Source organism: Aquimarina sp. AU58 (genome assembly GCF_900312745.1).
Classification (GTDB): Bacteria; Bacteroidota; Bacteroidia; order Flavobacteriales; family Flavobacteriaceae; genus Aquimarina; species Aquimarina spinulae.
This window is the reverse complement of record NZ_OMPD01000008.1, coordinates 104,130-122,267: the sequence shown is the minus strand read 5'-3', so window position 1 is coordinate 122,267 and position 18,138 is coordinate 104,130. Positions and strand designations below refer to the sequence as shown.

The 18,138-nt window shown below is 34.2% G+C and carries 13 protein-coding genes; 7 read left to right on the top strand and 6 right to left on the bottom strand.

Annotated elements, in window-relative coordinates; genetic code table 11:
• Positions 1–708: 708 nt before the first annotated feature.
• From DK441_RS04900 to DK441_RS04875, 6 genes are all read left to right on the top strand, one after another.
• Complete coding sequence (locus tag DK441_RS04900) at positions 709–3,918, top strand: SusC/RagA family TonB-linked outer membrane protein (RefSeq protein ID WP_109097755.1); 3,210 nt, start codon at positions 709–711, stop codon at positions 3,916–3,918.
• A gap of 4 nt (positions 3,919–3,922) precedes the next feature.
• The gene (locus DK441_RS04895) at positions 3,923–5,359 is read left to right on the top strand and encodes a SusD/RagB family nutrient-binding outer membrane lipoprotein (protein WP_109097754.1); all 1,437 of its coding nucleotides are present in this window, start codon (positions 3,923–3,925) and stop codon (positions 5,357–5,359) included.
• A gap of 256 nt (positions 5,360–5,615) precedes the next feature.
• Positions 5,616–6,545 (top strand): dihydrodipicolinate synthase family protein, encoded by a 930-nt coding sequence (locus tag DK441_RS04890; RefSeq protein WP_109097753.1) that lies wholly within the window; start codon positions 5,616–5,618, stop codon positions 6,543–6,545.
• Between the two features lie 84 nt (positions 6,546–6,629).
• Entirely contained in the window at positions 6,630–8,213 is a 1,584-nt protein-coding gene (locus tag DK441_RS04885) for an aldehyde dehydrogenase (NADP(+)) (RefSeq protein ID WP_109097752.1), read from the top strand.
• Between the two features lie 278 nt (positions 8,214–8,491).
• On the top strand, positions 8,492–9,784 hold the full coding sequence (locus DK441_RS04880; RefSeq protein ID WP_109097751.1) for an aminopeptidase P family protein: 1,293 nt from the start codon (positions 8,492–8,494) through the stop codon (positions 9,782–9,784).
• A gap of 23 nt (positions 9,785–9,807) precedes the next feature.
• Positions 9,808–11,028: a Xaa-Pro peptidase family protein gene (locus tag DK441_RS04875; RefSeq protein WP_109097750.1), complete on the top strand. Its 1,221-nt coding sequence runs from the start codon at positions 9,808–9,810 to the stop codon at positions 11,026–11,028.
• A gap of 93 nt (positions 11,029–11,121) precedes the next feature.
• Here DK441_RS04875 and DK441_RS04870 read toward each other — a convergent pair whose 3' ends face one another.
• Together DK441_RS04870 and DK441_RS04865 are read right to left on the bottom strand one after the other, a co-directional pair.
• Positions 11,122–12,186 (bottom strand): proline racemase family protein, encoded by a 1,065-nt coding sequence (locus DK441_RS04870; protein WP_109097749.1) that lies wholly within the window; start codon positions 12,184–12,186, stop codon positions 11,122–11,124.
• The gene (locus tag DK441_RS04865; protein ID WP_109097748.1) at positions 12,179–13,138 is read right to left on the bottom strand and encodes an ornithine cyclodeaminase family protein; all 960 of its coding nucleotides are present in this window, start codon (positions 13,136–13,138) and stop codon (positions 12,179–12,181) included. The genes DK441_RS04870 and DK441_RS04865 overlap by 8 nt, the downstream gene beginning before the upstream one ends.
• Positions 13,139–13,281: 143 nt before the next feature.
• Between DK441_RS04865 and DK441_RS04860 the strand changes: the two genes are divergently transcribed.
• Positions 13,282–14,568, top strand: a complete 1,287-nt coding sequence (locus DK441_RS04860) for a S28 family serine protease (RefSeq protein ID WP_109097747.1) — start codon at positions 13,282–13,284, stop codon at positions 14,566–14,568.
• A gap of 80 nt (positions 14,569–14,648) precedes the next feature.
• Here the strand turns inward: DK441_RS04860 and DK441_RS04855 are convergent, their stop codons facing one another.
• The 4 genes from DK441_RS04855 to DK441_RS04840 all read right to left on the bottom strand — a co-directional run bounded on the left by DK441_RS04855 (position 14,649) and on the right by DK441_RS04840 (position 18,021).
• The gene (locus DK441_RS04855; protein WP_109097746.1) at positions 14,649–15,542 is read right to left on the bottom strand and encodes a hypothetical protein; all 894 of its coding nucleotides are present in this window, start codon (positions 15,540–15,542) and stop codon (positions 14,649–14,651) included.
• A gap of 72 nt (positions 15,543–15,614) precedes the next feature.
• Positions 15,615–16,238 carry a Crp/Fnr family transcriptional regulator gene (locus DK441_RS04850; RefSeq protein ID WP_109097745.1) on the bottom strand — a complete coding sequence of 208 codons (624 nt, stop codon included), beginning with the start codon at positions 16,236–16,238 and terminating at the stop codon, positions 15,615–15,617.
• A gap of 211 nt (positions 16,239–16,449) precedes the next feature.
• Complete coding sequence (locus DK441_RS04845) at positions 16,450–17,283, bottom strand: alpha/beta fold hydrolase (protein ID WP_200822827.1); 834 nt, start codon at positions 17,281–17,283, stop codon at positions 16,450–16,452.
• Positions 17,284–17,391: 108 nt separating this feature from the next.
• Complete coding sequence (locus DK441_RS04840; RefSeq protein ID WP_109097744.1) at positions 17,392–18,021, bottom strand: Crp/Fnr family transcriptional regulator; 630 nt, start codon at positions 18,019–18,021, stop codon at positions 17,392–17,394.
• Between the last annotated feature and the right edge of the window lie 117 nt (positions 18,022–18,138).

Below are 18,138 nucleotides of genomic sequence, written 5' to 3'. Positions count from 1 at the left end.
GCTTTTGAATTGGTGTTTTTTTAGACGGTTTTAGCCAATCTAAAAATTGCATCATGCTACTTTATGCAAGAAGTAAATCGGGATTGTTTTTTAACAAAATAGAGGGTAAATACTTGATTATACTATGCGTATATATGCTATGATATGGTATCTCTTATCTCCTAAATATGGAAGAATATTCTTCAGAAACGTATTTGTTTATTTTATTTAGAACAGTATTTTCTTCTTTTACTATACATAAGAATCTGCATCTAATTTTAGAGTTTTTAGTAATTGTATAATCTTTATTGGTTTGTTGAAATCAAAGAAAAATATGTAAAGATTAGTACTAAAATATCCATATATAATACTTTATTAATCCAAATGATGGTAATACCATAACTCTAAGATATATTTCGCTTCGAAATAATCAATCTTAAAATAATATGGAAAAAAAAGTAGACACAAATCAGTTCTCAAAGCTTTTTTCGATAAGAGCTTGGAAACTAAACTTTACAAAAATCGTAAACAAAACTAAAATCCCATACCCTTCTTTCTAAGACATTATAAAAGGAGGTTGCTAAGAAAAGGCAGATAGAAATAACACGTTAAAAGCTAATTATAGTTGTATTTCTAGACCTTAAATCTTTCTACAAAATTATGGATCAGGTACTTGGGAAAACACCAGAAGATCCGTCAAGTAATTTTAAAATTTAATAAAACAAACTAATGAACACAAAAATTAATCTTTCGGTTATACTCATGCTGATTTTTTGTACAATAAGTTTTGCACAAGAAAAAACAGTATCCGGTAAAATAACAGAGGATTCTGGGATTCCTCTTCCTGGAGTAAATATTCTAGTCAAAGGAACATCAACTGGCGCATTGTCTGATTTTGATGGTAATTACTCTTTGCAGGTAGAAGCAGGTCAAACACTTGTTTTTTCTTATCTGGGTTTTAAAACAGAAGAAAAACTAGTAGGTGATGAGACAACATTCGATATGATAATGTATCAAGATGCTACTTCACTAGATGAAATTGTAGTAACAGCTCTTGGTATAAGTAGGTCTAAAAAATCTTTGGGATATGCAACTCAACAAATAGAATCAGAAGATATTAGCAAAGCTAAAGGTGTAAACTTTGTGAATTCATTGTCTGGTAAACTTGCTGGAGTTACTGTTTCTAGAAATAATAACTTCGGGGGGTCAACAAATGTAATTATCAGGGGATATTCTTCTTTAACTGGTAATAACCAACCTTTATTTGTGATTGATGGTACTCCGATTAGTAATCGAATTAACAATTCGAGAAACTCTACAGCGGGTAGAGGAGGATATGATTATGGTAATGCAGCGTCAGATATTAATCCAGATGATATAGAAACTATAAACGTTTTAAAAGGAGCTGCTGCTTCTGCATTATATGGATCTAGAGCAGGAAACGGAGTAATTATAATCACAACAAAAAAAGGAGCTAAAAATAAAGGGTTAGGGATAACAATTAATTCAAATACTACATTTAGTAAATTTGATCCTAAGACATTTGCGAGATACCAAAAAGAATACGGGGGAGGTTATGGAGCTTCTTTTGTACAGGAAGATGTAGATGGAGATGGTATTTTAGATAATGTTGTAGATACAGGGGGCGATGCTTCTTGGGGACCAAGATTTGACCCTAATCTCTCAGTATACCAATGGGGAGCGTTTTTTCCAGAAAATCCTAATTATCGTACTCCTACACCTTGGGTAGCAGCAAAAAATGATCCTACTTCTATTTTTCAGACAGGTTTGTTGCAATCAACCAGTATTAGTGTTGATGGTGCTACAGACAAAGGAGATTTTAGATTAGGATTTACCAATGTAGAACAAACAGGTATTTTACCCAACAGTTTAATTAAAAGGCAAACGGTAGATTTTGGAGGGAGTTATAAGTTAACAGATAAAGTCACAGCAAGAGCAAAGGTTACGTATACCAAAAATAGTGGGCGAGGTAGATTTGCAACAGGATATGACGAAAATAGTGTTTTGCCTGGATTGCGACAATGGTATCAAACAAATGTTGACTTAAGAGAGCAGAGAGATGCGTATTTTAGATTAAGAAGAAATGCTACCTGGAATATACGATCATCGGCACGTACAGGTGACGATCCTTATGCGCCAAGACCACAATATTGGGATAATCCATATTGGACATTATATGAAAATTATCAAACAGACGGTAGAGATCGTGTCTTTGGAAATGTAGCTTTAACATATAAAGTGAATGATTGGTTTGATGTTTTGGGAAGAGTGACTATGGATAGGTTTGATGAAATAAGAGAAGAAAGAGTAAACGTTTCTAGTTTCAATCCATCTAATTATAATAGATTTAATGGGTTTTTTAGAGAAATGAACTACGACATGATAGGGAACTTTAATTTTGATATTACTGAAAAACTTAATTTTAAAGGACTTCTGGGGATGAACCTTACCAGAACAAATAGAAGTTCTATTTTTGCACAAACAAATGGAGGACTTAATACTTTTGGATTTTACTCTTTATCCAATTCGGTAAATCCAATAGCACCACCTATAGAAAGAAAGTCTAGTATGGGGGTTAACGGGTATTATGCCAGTGCATCATTTGGTTATGATGATATATTATTCTTAGATGCAACCTACCGGATAGATCGATCATCAACTTTACCAGATGGTAAAAGACAATTTAATTATCCATCAATTTCGACTAGTTTTCTTTTTTCTAACCTCTTTACAAGTGATTGGTTAAATTTTGGGAAATTGAGGTTGAACTATGCCGAAGTAGGTAATAGTGCTGGTGTACTTCTTGTAGACGACGTATATACTTTTGTTAATGGTTTTGCAGGACAATCTCTTTTCTCATTGCCAAATAATAAAAACAATCCTACACTTAAGAATGAAACCGTTATAAGTTATGAGGCAGGATTAGAAATGAAGCTTTTTAAGAATAGATTTGGGTTTGATATAACAGCATATCAAACAAATAGTAAAGATCAAATTCTTCCATTAGATATATCTACTTCTACAGGATTTAATTCAAAAATTGTAAATGCTGGTGAAATAGAAAATAAAGGATATGAAGTTAGTCTTTTTGGAACTCCAATTAAAACCCAAAACTTTGAATGGAATATCAATGTAAACTGGAGTACCTACAAAAGTGAAGTAGTTTCACTATTGGATGGAATTGATAATTTAAGTTTATCAGGAACATTACAAGAAGACGTTTCTATTAATGCCACTGTAGGAGAACCTTATGGTACGATTAGAGGATCTAGTTTTAAATATCTTAATGGCCAGCGAGTTGTTGATGAAAACGGATACTACGTGACTAACGAAGAAAATGGAGTGATTGGTAACATAATTCCAGATTGGAATGGAGGAATCAACAATACTTTTAGATATAAAAATGCTTCGCTTAGTTTCTTAATTGATATGCAAAAAGGAGGAGATATCTATTCTCTTGATCATACCTATGGATATGCTACGGGAATATTTCCTGAAACCGCAGGGCTTAATGATTTAGGTAATCCTATCAGAGATGCTGTTGCCGATGGAGGAGGAATAATTGCTCCTGGTGTTAGAGAAGATGGGACTCCTAATACAGTGAGAACCCCGGTAAATAGTTTTGATAGCCCATTTATTTATTACAGATCAACAGATGAACAAAATGTTTATGATGCTTCTTTTGTAAAATTAAGAGAAGTGATATTCTCTTATTCACTACCAACAAAATTATTAGATAACCTACCTATTAATGATGTAGTGGTTTCTGTAATTGGTAGAAACTTATGGATTATTGACAAAAACATCCCATATTCTGATCCAGAAGCAGGATTAAGTGCAGGTAACTTACAAGGATTTCAATCTTCTGCATATCCCACATCTAAAGAATATGGTTTTAACCTAAAAGTAAAATTCTAAAAAAATGAAAAATAGTAAAATTTTAACCATACTATTCTGCTTGTTTATGATCTTTTCCTGCAAGGTAGATGATCTTAATGTGAGCGATAAACAGATTTCTGACGTTCCTTCGTCAACATTATTTACTAATGGACAACGAAATTTGGTTGACCAAATGGTTACTCAAAGTATTTTTGATAATCATTTGAAATTTTATGCGCAATATTGGGCGGGTACAGGTTTTATAGGTCCAGAAACTAATTTTCAAGACCTTAAGAGTTTTCCACAAAATTATTGGAATACACTTTATAGAGATGTTCTAAGTGACCTTAATGAAGCAGCTCGATTAATTCCCGAAGAAGAAATATTCGGTTTTACTGAAATAGATAAACAAAATAGATTAGCGATTATCGAAATTTTGAAAGTATATACCTTTCATGTCTTGGTAGATCTTTTTGGAGATGTTCCTTACTCAGAAGCTCTGTCTTTAGATGAAAATATCTTAAACCCGATATATGATAATGATCAGAATATTTATACTAATATTATAAATCAGCTAAATACTGCTATTAGTAACCTTAATGCTTCCGGACAATCATTTGGTGATTCAGATTTGATGTATCAAGGAGATGTCTCTAAATGGGCAAAATTTGCAAATTCCTTAAAATTGCGATTAGCACTTAGGATTGCTGATGTAGATGCTAATCAAGCAGGAACATTAGCAACAGAGGCAGTTAATTCTGGAGTGTTTACATCTAATAGTGATAATGCTTCATTAAGCTACGAATCAACAACACCAAATACAAATCCAATATGGGAAACTCTTGTAAATAGCGGTAGAGAAGATTATGTTGTTGCAGAAGCAATAGTAGATATTATGCAACCGATTAATGACCCAAGACAATCTGCTTATTTTGATAATAACCTAACTCCTTATGTAGGAGGAATACTAGGAAACCTTAATATATTTGATAATTTTACCCATATTGGTACTGCTTTTCATCAACCTGATTTAGAAGGGATGTTACTTGATTATGCAGAAGTAGAATTTTTATTGGCAGAAGCTGCAGAACGTTCTTTGGTAGGATCTCCGGCAGATGCAGAAAATCATTATAATAACGCCATTACCGCATCTATTACGTACTGGGGAGGTTCATCTGGTGATGCAACAACCTATCTAGGGCAAGCAGATGTAGCTTACACAACTGCAACTGGAAACTATAGACAAAAGATAGGAACTCAACAGTGGATCGCTTTTTATAATAGAGGTTTCGAAGGATGGTCGAGTTATAGAAGATTAGGTTTCCCTAATTTAAATGATAGCTCAGAAGGTAACCCTATCCCGAGAAGAATAAAATATCCTATTAGAGAATATAACACTAATGGTACAAATGTAACAAACGCTGCTTCAAATATTGGAGGAGATGAATTAAGTACCAAAATATTCTGGGATGTGAATTAGAGATATAGAACTCATTTTAATTTGTGATAGTCCTTTCCCTCTTAATAGACAAGTTAGCCTGTCAATTGAGAGGGAATTTCATTTATAAAGCAATATTAAAAACACCGTTTCATTTTTTTATAATCTGAATGAATATTAATCAAAAAATCAATATTCAACGTTATGTAGGTTAATTTAGTACCATACATGGATAATTTCTAGGTACTTTACACCTTAAATTCATGGTATATTTGACCCGAAATATTAAACCACAATTATGGCTATAAATTGGAAAGGCGTAATGCCAGCAGTAACAACTAAATTTACTAATGAGGATACTTTAGACCTAGATATGTTTGAAGTTAATATTAATGCTCAACTAGAAGCTGGAGTTCACGGAATTATTCTGGGAGGAACGCTGGGAGAAGCTAGTACCTTAAGTGATACAGAAAAAAGAACTTTGGTAAAAAAGACGGTTAACATTGTTAATGGCAGAGTTCCTGTAATCATGAACATTGCAGAGCAAACGACCAAAAATGCAATCGATGCAGCCGCAAAAGCTAAAGAAGATGGAGCCCAGGGATTAATGATGCTACCTCCAATGCGTTACAAAGCTGGAGATCGCGAAACAGTAGTGTATTTTAAAGAAGTAGCTAAAAGTACAGAGCTACAAATTATGGTGTATAATAACCCTGTAGATTATAAAATTGAAGTAACTCTGGATATGTTCGAAGAGTTATTAGAAATGGATAATATACAAGCTGTAAAAGAGTCTACAAGAGATATATCTAATATTACAAGAATCAAAAATAAATTCGGAAATCGTCTAAAAATCCTTTCTGGTGTTGATACTCTAGCCTTAGAGAGCCTTTTAATGGGAGCAGATGGTTGGGTTGCTGGACTTGTAGATGCATTTCCTGCAGAAACCGTTGCTATTTACGAATTACAAAAAGCAGGACGAATTAAAGAAGCACTCGAGATATATAGATGGTTTTTGCCTTTGCTAGAGTTAGACATCAATGCAAAACTAGTACAAAATATTAAGCTTGCAGAAGTAGCTACAGGAATCGGTACCGAAAATGTACGTGCACCAAGATTGCCACTTGTTGGTGAAGAACGTAAAAGTGTCCTTAGCATTATTGAAAATGGATTAAAAACAAGACCTGCCTTACCAGAGTATAAAGAACTAAATGCTGTAGTGAGTTAGATTTTTTTGCCCCAAATACCTTGTTTTTACTTTAATCAATTTTATTATTAATTCATTTTACACTAAAACCATTAACCAATATATATGATAACCGGAAAAAATTATATAGGAAATAGATTATCGGCAACAGGATCCGTTTCTCGTAAAACATTCAATCCAAAACTAAATATTGAGAACGAATACGAATTTTATGAGGCTACTTTAGAAGAAGTAGATGAAGCTACAGAACTAGCACATCAGGCTTTTAAAGAATATAGAAATGTTACAGGAGCTAAAAGAGCAGAATTCTTACATGCTATTGCAGATGAGATTTTGGCTTTAGATGATGAATTGATTCAGGCATATACCTCAGAAACAGGGTTGCCAGAAGGAAGAGCAATAGGAGAAAGAGGTCGAACAGTTTTTCAATTACGTTCTTTTGCAGAATTGGTTTCTAATGAAGAGTGGCGAGAAAATACAATCGATTTGGCAGATACCAACAGAACACCTGCACCTAGACCAGATATTAGAAAAACTAATATTCCGTTAGGACCTGTAGTAGTATTTGCAGCGAGTAATTTTCCTTTGGCATTTTCTACTGCAGGAGGAGATACAGCTAGCGCACTAGCTTCAGGATGCCCGGTAATCGTTAAATCACATGCCATGCATTCTGGAACAGGAGAACTGGTATCATCTGCTATCATCAAAGCAGCCGAAAAAACAGGAATGCCAAATGGCGTTTTTTCAAATATTACCGGAAGTGGGAGAGTAGTAGGAGCTGCCCTGGTAAAACACTCAAAGGTAAAAGCTGTTGGTTTTACAGGAAGTATCTCGGGAGGAAGAGCCTTATTTAATCTGGCAGCAAATAGAGAAGAACCAATTCCTGTTTTTGCAGAAATGGGAAGTGTTAATCCTGTAATTATTACACCCGAAGCAATTACCAAAAGAGCAGACGAAATTGCAACTACATATGCTAATTCTATTACAGTGGGTACAGGTCAGTTCTGTACAAATCCTGGGCTAATCCTGACAATAGATGGTGATAATACTAGAAACTTTATCAAGGACCTGGCAGAAAAAAGTACTGCGATAGCTCCCCAGTGTATGTTACATCCTAATATAAAAAGAGATTATGTAGAAAATAGAACGAACATATCTTCTCAATCAGGCGTAGAAGTCGTAGCTTCTTTAACCGAAGAAGTAGAACCTAATTTTGCCCCTACCCAAATTTCTGCTGTTTCTGGAGCTGATTTTTTAACTAATCCAAAAATGCATCAAGAAGTCTTTGGCCCTTTTTCATTAGTAGTTAGATGTAAAGACGAAGCAGAACTTGTTGAAATTATTAATAATCTCGAAGGACAATTAACAGGAACTATCCTGGCAGAAAAATCAGAGTATCAAAACTTAGGCAATATCGTTGATGCACTTCAAGACAGAGTTGGACGTGTAATTTTTAATGGGGTACCTACAGGAGTAGAAGTTTGTCCTTCTATGACACACGGAGGCCCATATCCAGCATCGTCTGATTCCAGATTTTCTGCTGTAGGAACAAATGCTATAAAACGATGGGTAAGACCATTTAGCTATCAGGATTGGCCGAACGAATTGCTCCCAAATGCACTTAAAAATGAAAATCCAGATGAAATCATCAGAACTGTAGATGGAACTCATTCTAATGAGAAAATGTAAATTTTAACTCTAGAACAATATTCTAATAACAATCTGTTTAAATGTTGGTATTGTTAAGTTTATAATCAAGAGGGTGTGGTTTTTTATCATACCCTTTTTGGTATAAACGTATAAAAGAATAGGGTGTAGAAATGAATTTTGTTTACAAAAAAAACAGAAAAAAGAATGAAATAAATAAAACAACTTATAAATTGACGGTTGTACCCTTACTAACAAAAAAAGAAGAGGTGCAACAGGAAAACAACTATTAATCATTTTATTCGGATAGAATTTCTAATATGCGCTACAAAAGTTTACCAAATACCGTTTTTATACAGAACCGAAATAATTTTACTTCCAAAACTCTGGAGAATACGATTACTATTCTCACGTCTAATGATATCAAGCATACCAATGCAGATGATGTTATGGGGTTTGCCCAAAACAATGATTTATTTTATTTATCAGGAATAGATCAGGAAGAAACAATACTGGTATTATATCCAGATGCTTATAAGCCAGAAAACAGGGAAATTTTGTTCATAAAAGAAACGAGTGAGCATATCAAAATCTGGGATGGTGAGAAATTAACCAAAGAAGAAGCTGGTCAGATTTCAGGAATCCAACGAATAGAATGGGCACATGATTTTGAAAAAATACTGCAAGTAATGGCCTTTGAAGCAGATGGTTTTTATTTAGGACATAACGAGCACATAAAGCGAATTACATATAACAAACAAACACAACAGGATCGAATGATTAACTGGTGTAAAGAAAAATACCCTTTGCACCAGTATCATCGAGCCGCCAAAATTACAAGAGCTTTACGTCCTGTTAAATCAAATGAAGAAATTGCGCAGATACAAAAAGCTGCAGATATTAGTATTGAAGGTTTTTATAGAGTACTCAACACAGTAAAACCAGACTGTAAAGAGTACGAATTAGAAGCAGAATTAACGTATGCACTCCTTAAAAATGGAGGGACAAGACATGCTTTTAAGCCTATTGTAGCTTCAGGAAAAAATGCTTGTGCATTACACTATAATACCAATGATAATACTTGCCAGGATGGTGATATGATACTTCTGGATTTTGGGGTTTGCTATGGTAATTATAATAGTGATACCACACGTTGTATTCCTGTAAATGGTAAATTTTCTGATCGACAAAAAGAAGTATATGCTGCAGTGTTACATTGCTTAAAGGAAGGGAGTAAATTACTTAAGCCGGGAGTGATCCCAGCAGATTATGAAAAACAAATGGCCAGTTTAGTCGAAGAGCAATTAATCAAAATTGGAGTTCTCGATGCTTCTGAAGTTGCGGCTCAAAACCCGGATCAACCTTTGTATAAAAAGTATTTCATGCATGGTACAGCACATCATCTTGGGTTAGATGTTCACGATGTAGGTTTGTATTCCAGGGCTTTAGAACCGGGAATGGTACTTACTTGCGAGCCGGGTATCTATATCCCCGAAGAAGGAATAGGTTGTCGCCTGGAGAATGATTATCTCATTACAGAAACTGGAAATACAAATCTCACACAAGCTATGCCTATTGAAATTGAAGAAATTGAAAAGTCGATGACGGCGTAGTGTTAATTACAAAATTATAAATTATGAATGCATTAGGAATAGGCGGTTCTACTATCGAAAAAGAATTAAATGCAATACAGCCAAAAGCTCATCTTGCTAAACCCATTCAAAAAGAAGAATTTCAAGCCAGAATACATAAAGCTTGTGATCTTATGAAAAAGCAAGGGATTCCTGCAGTATATCTGCATGCAGGAACAAATTTATTTTACTTTACAGGAATGCGATGGAACCCAAGTGAACGAATGGTGGGAGCATTGCTATTTCCTGATGGTGAGGTACATTATATAGGTCCTCGGTTTGAAGAAGGTACTATTTTGGATTTCATGTTAATAAAAGGACCTGTTCATTGCTGGGAAGAACATGAAAGTCCATATACCTTATTTGTGGATATTCTAGACAAGAAAAATATTAGTGGTAAGGATGTGGCTATGGATGAAGCAACTCCTTTTTTTATTATTGATGGAATTCTAAAAGAACAATCCGCTTATCATCTAATTAATGCCAAACCAATCACTGCGGGGTGTCGAATGATAAAATCTGAAGCAGAAATTGCCATCATGCAAACTGCAATGGATATTACGATGGAAGTACAACAAGCTGCAGCACGAATACTGAAACCTGGGATTAGTGCTAAAGAAGTCACCAATTTTATTAATGAAGCTCATAAACGATACGGTATTCCTTCGGGGTCATACTTTTGTATCGTATTGTTTGGTGTAGATTCTTCTTTCCCCCATGGTGTAAAAGCACCAAAAGATTTAGAAGAAAACGAAATAGTATTGGTTGATACAGGATGTGTCCTTCATGATTATATTTCAGATATTACCCGAACATATGTATATGGTGAGGTTAGTGAGCTACAACGTAAAATATGGAATCTTGAGAAAGAAACTCAGCTTTCTGCATTTGTAGCTGCTCAATTAGGAAAACCATGTTCTGTAATAGATAATGCTTCAAGAAAAACGCTAGAAGCCAAAGGACTGGGGCCTGATTATAAATTACCAGGGCTACCGCACCGCACCGGTCACGGAATCGGATTAGATATCCATGAATGGCCGTATATAGCAAGACATGAAGATGCGATTCTTACATCAGGAATGTGTTTTAGTAATGAACCTATGATATGTGTGCCCAATGAGTTTGGAATTAGATTAGAAGATCATATCTATATGACCGAAGAAGGACCAAAATGGTTTACACAACCAGCCCACTCTATTGATGATCCTTTTGGATTATCTATATAATAGAGATAGAACCCTAATAAATAATCTAAATACATAGTAATTGAAAGACTATCCTAAAGTAGTATTAATACTACTTTAGGATAGTCTTGTTTGTTATCTAAAAATAAACCCATTTTTCATTGGATCATCAGGATCGATCATAAAAGTGTGCATTCCTGTAATGTGTGCCGTTCCTTCAACTTGTGGTATTACTGCTTTATAAGGACCATATTCTTCTTCAGAAATAACAGAACCTATAAATACAGAATCGGTAATACTTTCTATAGTCATTGTATCACCATACTGTATTTCATTTCTCATTTTATGTATTGCCATTCTACCAGAAACTCCCGATCCGGTAGGGCACCTATCTACTTCTCCTTCAGCAAAAATACATACGTTTCTACTGTCAATATTTTCTTTTGTAGAATCTCCAATAAAAATGGTACCATATAAAAAACTAAGATCTTCTTCATAAGGATGTAAAATATTAGAATCTTGCTCTATTACAGCATGTTTTATATCCATTCCTTTAGCAATCAATTTTCTATAGGAGTCTGAAGTCAAATCAAAGTCAAAGTTATTTTTAGCCATATCTACATATGCATAAAAAGCACCTCCGTAGGCTAAATCATAGATAACGTCTCCTATATTATCTACCTTTACCTTTCTATCCAATCCAACTACAAAACTGGGAACACAGTGAAAACGAACTCCGGTCACTTTTCCATTTTTTACTTGCGTATAAGAGATGATTCGACCACAGGGAGCATCAATTTTTATCGTATTATCTCCTTCTTGATAATCGATCCAGTTCATTTCTACAGCCAATGTAGAAATCGCAATAATAGCATGACCGCACATGGTGCTATATCCTTCGTTGTGTATAAACAAAATGCCAAAATCCCCATCATCATCATTAGGAGGGAGTAGGATACATCCGTACATATCAGCATGACCGCGAGGTTCAAACATAAGTGAGGTACGTAAGTGGTCATAATGCTCTTTACAATATCTTCTGTATTCTAATACCGAATTTCCTTTCAGTTCGGGAAACCCATCAATAATCACTCGAAGCGGTTCTCCTCCTGTATGCATATCGATGGTTTTGATTTGTAACCAATCTTTTTTGGGGTCGAAATCGGTATTTTTTAAAATGTTTTGATATGTTTTACTCATGTGTATATTGATTATAATAATAAGTAGCTGCTGCTAAATCTTCGAGGGCATGCCCTACAGATTTAAAAACAGTTATTTCATGATCACTGGTTCTTCCTTGTTTAGCCTCAGAGCAGAGTTCGAATAAATCAGCTTTGATGTCTTCTTCTTTTAGAATACCTTCTTTAAGAGGAATAACAATATCTCCACTTTCTTTAAGCCCTCCTTGATAAGTGTCTACAAAGACGGTAGCTTTTTTTATACTTTCATTATCAGCTTCACGCATATCTTTTTTATAGGCTCCTACCAAGTCTACATGCTGTCCGGCTTTTAAATAGTCACCCAAAACCAAAGGAGTTTTGGATAATGTTGCGCAGGATATAATATCTACTTCAGAAATTTTTTCTTCGATTGTAGGTATAGTATGGATATCAAAATTTTCTCCTTCTAATTCTTCTGAGATTTTTTTCGCTTTTTCATAATTCCTTCCCCAGATATAAACGGTTTTAATAGGTCTTACGCTGGCATGCGCTTTAATTAGATTTGTAGAGAGTGCCCCAGTACCGATCATTAATAAGGAAGAAGCATCAGTTTTAGATAAATACGATGATGCCAGGGCAGAGGCCGAAGCTGTTCGTTTTACAGTCAAACTTTTTGCTTCCATTATTGCTTTGATAGTACCTTTGATAGCATCCATATACAAATATGTACCCTGGATCGAAGGTAAATCAAACTGCCCGTTTTTGGGACTTACCGTTACGATTTTTACTCCTGCTTCTTTACCAGGATTCCAGGCAGGCATCAACAATAGCGTAGAATCTTCCTGAACCACAGGGTTTGGAAAATCATGATGATGACGCATAGGTACCAGTATAGAATTTGATGCAAATTTGTTTCTTAATTCAGCAATTAGCTCATTAAAATTCGTGTTGTTTTCAATAAAATCGGTATTGATCTGAACAATTGTATCCATAGGTTATAAATGTAAACAAATCCCTATTCGTAATGGCATACTAACTCAAATCTTATTAAAATGATACCATTCTTAGGTAATATAGTATCATTAAGTCGACACCCTTTTAAGCTATCTTTAAAATATTAAAAACTATTTATTTTATGAATCGAACTAAGTATATATTATTACTACTTCTTATTAATCTTTCCCTTTTTTCTTGTAAAAGCACGTTACCACCTACTGCCGAGATATCTTTTGAGCAAAAATTAAGGAATTTGTTCCCTACAGCAGATATAAGTGCAATACAGGTAAATGATCATTTTACAGAATCGTACCGATTGATATTGAAGCAGCCACTAGATCACAATAATCCAGATGCAGGAACTTTTGATCATTATGTATATGTATCTCATTCTGATTATTCGCAGCCCACAGTATTAGTTACCGAAGGGTATTCTGCAAAACATCGAACATATGAGTTGAGTACCCTGTTGAAGGCAAATCAGGTTATGGTAGAATACAGATTTTATGGGAAATCAAGACCAAATCCAATTCCATGGAAGTACCTGACCAATGATCAGGCTATTCAGGATTATCATCTTCTGGTTACCAAACTTAAAAATATATATACCAACAAATGGATTTCTACAGGAATAAGTAAAGGAGGGGAGACTGTATTGATTTATAAATCAAAGTATCCAAAAGATATGGATGCTGCAGTTTCTTATGTAGCTCCTTTGATTAATACTCGAGAAGACCCAAGAACACAAGAGCATATCGCTACTGTTGGAACCAAAGAGTGCAGAACTAAGATTACTAATTTTCAACGGTTATTGTTAACTCAAAGAGAGGCTCTTTTGAATCAAATTGATCAGCATTCGAGAAAAAAGAAAATGAGTTTTACAAAAGTATCACCAGAAGAAGCTCTAGAGTATGCAGTACTAGAATTTCCTTTTTCTTTCTGGCAGTGGGGAGGGAAGTGTGATGAAATACCTAATGGACATGCCGATGCTGCCACTTTGTTTGCCTACCTTAATAAAGTAGTAGGAATTAGCTTCTATAGTGATAAAACATATCACAACCTGTTACCTTCTTATTATCAACATATGGTAGAACTCGGATATTACGGATTTGATAGTACTCCCGTACAGGATTTAATTAAAGTGGTAAAACAACCAACTAATATGAGATTTGCTCCAAAAAATGTTCTTATGGTATATGATCAGGATTATATTAAAAAGGTTAGAGATTATGTAGAGAATGAAGGTGATCATATCATTTACATTTATGGAGAATATGACCCTTGGGGAGCGTGTTCACCTACTCCAAAACCTCATGTAAATGCTTTAAAGATGGTATTGCCCAAAGGAAGTCATAGCACCAGGATTAAAAATTTCACAAAAGAAGACCAAAGAAAAATCTATGATAAATTACAAGCATGGTTGTAAAAGATGATTAAGCTATGTTTTGTATTATTTTTAAGCCTGTAGCATCAGCTACAGGCTTAAAAATAGTAATGAATGATGGATTAATACATTTTTAAAACTTGAAATTCGTCATAGCTAAGCATCCATACATCATCTTTTTTTACCCATTTCTCCTGGTAAATTTTTCCTTCCCCGATATTCATAGACCAATCAGAGGAAATCTTAACCCCTTCTGGAGAAACTACACCAAATGTGGGGTTGTGATAGGTTATGTTTTTTGCACCAGAGGTAATTAATTTTTGCCAAAACTGGGTAATCTTAGGTTTACCATGTAACAATTTAGCCATAGGAATAGCATTCATTGTAGCATTCTCGAGATATCCATTTGTGAAAATTTCATTGTTTTGTGTATTAAACCCTTTGGTTATTTCTATTGATGCTTTAATTACAGCTTCTAGCATTTGATGACTTGCAATAGGATTTGTTTTATTTTCTGTAGGTATTTTAAATTGTTCTAATACTTCAAAATCATCATAAGTGAGTACCCACTTACCATTTTTTTTCTCCCACTTTTCTTGAAAAATAACGCCTCTTCCGACATTCATACTCCAATTTGCAGATAATAATGCAGTTGAGGTATTAACGACTTCTATACTTAGATTTGTATAGATTAAATTTGTAGCTCCTGATTGCATAAAAGGTTGCCAAAAATCTGTTATTTCCCGAACGCCTTTTTTTATACCAAAAGGTTGGGCACTCATCACAGCTTTTGCATCATAGCCTTCAATACAGATGTCACTTTTTCCTTCATTAAATGCTGTTATCCATTCTTTACTGGCATTAAGTACTTCTAATGCTATTTCGTGATGTGCGGTAGGAGAATGTTCTGCATAAGATTGTTTTATGGTTTCTTTTTTCTCTTCTGGCTTATGTTGGACCCAGGCAATAGAAACTATCAGGATCAAACATAATACTATTGTGTTTACTACTTTCATTTGTATGTTTTTTTAAATTCTAAATACAAAGAAAGCAGTAGAAGACATGTCATACTTGTGACTTTTATCACACTAGGTATTTTTTTTTAGAATTCTAATTTCTTGTTTTCCTAATGTAACGATTCCTTCTGTTTCTAATTTTTTTAAAAGCCTCGAAATTACTTCTCTTGTAGTAGCCAATTCTCTGGCTAATTGTTGATGTGACCTTTGTAAGATAGAGTTGTCGGACTCTAACATTAGATATTCGAGTAAACGTTCCCTGAGAGGTTTAAAAGCAAGTTTTGAGTAGTTATTAATAAGTACATTGTAGCTATCTCGAAATGTATTTATAGTAAATCGATTCCAGGATTTATAAGTAAAACACCAATCTTTTACGAATCTCACAGGGATATTTAATACGATTGATTCTTCTTCAACAATAGCATTAACGGTACTTTTACAATCTTCAAAACAAGCAGACAAAGAAAGGGTACACGTTTCCATGTCTCCCAAATAGTAAATAAGGATTTCCCGCTCTTCGTTTTCCTGATACACTCTAACTTTTCCGCTGATTACAATTTTCAGAACTTTGATATATTTATTTTCTTTTATTAGAAACTCACCTTTTTGATGCTTTGAAATAGAAGTTTTTTCACGAAGCTCTTTTTTGAGCTCTTCTTCTGTTATATGTAATTTTTGAAATACGTGATCTAACATAATCTGGGGGGTGTTTTCGTTTTTAAGAGTAGTTTTTCAAAGTTTCATGATACTGATATTTCTAATTTATACCGTATCTGAAAGTCAATTCTGAGCGATGATAAAAGTAGTCATTAATGGTTTTAAAACCTTACCAATTTATGACATCATTAATTTAACGATTAAAAGCGCAAACCTTAATGATTTGCGCTTTCTATATCTTTAGAGATTTTTATTTTTCATCTATAATTTTAAGAAGAATATTGGCCAGGTGTTCTGGTTGAGAGAAATTTGGAGTATGGCTAGAATGTAATGTGAATACTTTTTTTACCTTTCCTTTATACATTGCTCTTTGCACTTCGACAGGTATAGCTCTATCTTCTGTACATTCTATATAGTACTTTGGGATTCGCCCAAAGTTACCGTCTGTAACTTCTAACTTATACATTAGTGGGGCAGAGGGTTCAGGAACGATATTGGGTTTAGCATTATCAAAAGCTTCTTTAGGAATATCATGAGCAAAGGCATTTTGAATTTCGTTCTCATCTACCAAAGCATAAGTTTTATCTTCAGACAGGTAGAAATTATCTACCGCTACCGAGCCTTCTACTCCCTGAGCTGCACTAAAAAAAGAACCTCCTTTTGGTAATAAAAATGCGGTAAGATAGACGATACTTTTTACTTTATTGGGTCGTATTTCTGCAACCCTGCTAACCGTAATACCATTAAAACTATGTCCAACTAATAGTACGGGTTGCTCTTGCTTGTCGAGAATATCTGTAATTGCTTTTACATAATCTGTCATTGCAATTGTGGCAGGAGGTGTTTTATCATTTCCGTGCCCGGGAAGATCCGGGGTAATTACAATATGCCCTTCATTTCTTAATTTTGAAGCTACATTTTCCCATTGCCAGGCACCTAGCCAGGCAGAGTGTACTAATACATACGTTTCTTTTTTTGTTTCCATAATGTTACCTTTTTTCGTGTTTACATTGTTGTTTGCACCATTGCTAAATGTTACTATTCCGATTAGGAAAACAGCAACTAATTTTAATTTTCGTTTCATACAATTTTTAGCGTATTACTTATGGTACAAATGTATATGTAGAAACAGCCTTAAACTTGTACCTTTTGATACAAGTGGCCTAATACATTTTATTTTTTTCTGAAGATGCTAGGAAAGAAGTTCTATTTTCTTGAAGTGTAGTTTTACAATATGATCCAATTCATATTGCTTTAAGATTTTTGAAACTACTTCTCGAGTGGTACCTACTTCTTTGGCTAATTGTTGGTGTGAAATCTCTATGATTGAAGAATTATTTCTATTAGCTTCGGATCTTAGGTAATCTATTACTCTTTCATTGATTTTTTTAAAAGCCAGGTCTTTATAAGAAAGCAGTAAATCTTCATAACTTATAATGAAAGAATTAGTGGTAAAGGTGTTCCAGGATTTAAACATAAAACTCCATTCGGATACAAATCGCACCGGAATTTTAATAATTGTGGTTTCTATTTCTGTTTTGGCATGTACCAGGCTTTTACAATCTCTAAATGTTGCTGATAATGACAATACACAAGTCTGGATTGGGTTTACATAATACAGTAAAATTTGGCGATCCTCATTTTCTTGCCAAACCCTTACTTTTCCCGAAATTACAATAGCTAACCACTTGATATATTTATCCTGCTCTACAATAAAGGTGTTCTTTGGTACTGTTTGCAATACTCCTTCTTTAAGAATGTGTTCTTGCAGTTTTTCTTCTACAATATTCAAGCCTTTAAATAACTGTTCGAATTCGGTCATTTTTATGAGTGAAAAAATGATTAGCACTACCTTAATTAATACAAATATATATAAGTGACGTATACTTACAGTACATCTACTTTGAAACACCCATTATGCGCCATGATAGGCTTTAGT

Coding starts and splice junctions, on each gene's coding strand:
- DK441_RS04900 (WP_109097755.1), top strand. CDS start 709: ATGAACACAAAAATTAATCTTTCGGTTATACTCATGCTGATTTTTTGT.
- DK441_RS04895 (WP_109097754.1), top strand. CDS start 3,923: ATGAAAAATAGTAAAATTTTAACCATACTATTCTGCTTGTTTATGATC.
- DK441_RS04890 (WP_109097753.1), top strand. CDS start 5,616: ATGGCTATAAATTGGAAAGGCGTAATGCCAGCAGTAACAACTAAATTT.
- DK441_RS04885 (WP_109097752.1), top strand. CDS start 6,630: ATGATAACCGGAAAAAATTATATAGGAAATAGATTATCGGCAACAGGA.
- DK441_RS04880 (WP_109097751.1), top strand. CDS start 8,492: ATGCGCTACAAAAGTTTACCAAATACCGTTTTTATACAGAACCGAAAT.
- DK441_RS04875 (WP_109097750.1), top strand. CDS start 9,808: ATGAATGCATTAGGAATAGGCGGTTCTACTATCGAAAAAGAATTAAAT.
- DK441_RS04870 (WP_109097749.1), bottom strand. CDS start 12,186: ATGAGTAAAACATATCAAAACATTTTAAAAAATACCGATTTCGACCCC.
- DK441_RS04865 (WP_109097748.1), bottom strand. CDS start 13,138: ATGGATACAATTGTTCAGATCAATACCGATTTTATTGAAAACAACACG.
- DK441_RS04860 (WP_109097747.1), top strand. CDS start 13,282: ATGAATCGAACTAAGTATATATTATTACTACTTCTTATTAATCTTTCC.
- DK441_RS04855 (WP_109097746.1), bottom strand. CDS start 15,542: ATGAAAGTAGTAAACACAATAGTATTATGTTTGATCCTGATAGTTTCT.
- DK441_RS04850 (WP_109097745.1), bottom strand. CDS start 16,238: ATGTTAGATCACGTATTTCAAAAATTACATATAACAGAAGAAGAGCTC.
- DK441_RS04845 (WP_200822827.1), bottom strand. CDS start 17,283: ATGAAACGAAAATTAAAATTAGTTGCTGTTTTCCTAATCGGAATAGTA.
- DK441_RS04840 (WP_109097744.1), bottom strand. CDS start 18,021: ATGACCGAATTCGAACAGTTATTTAAAGGCTTGAATATTGTAGAAGAA.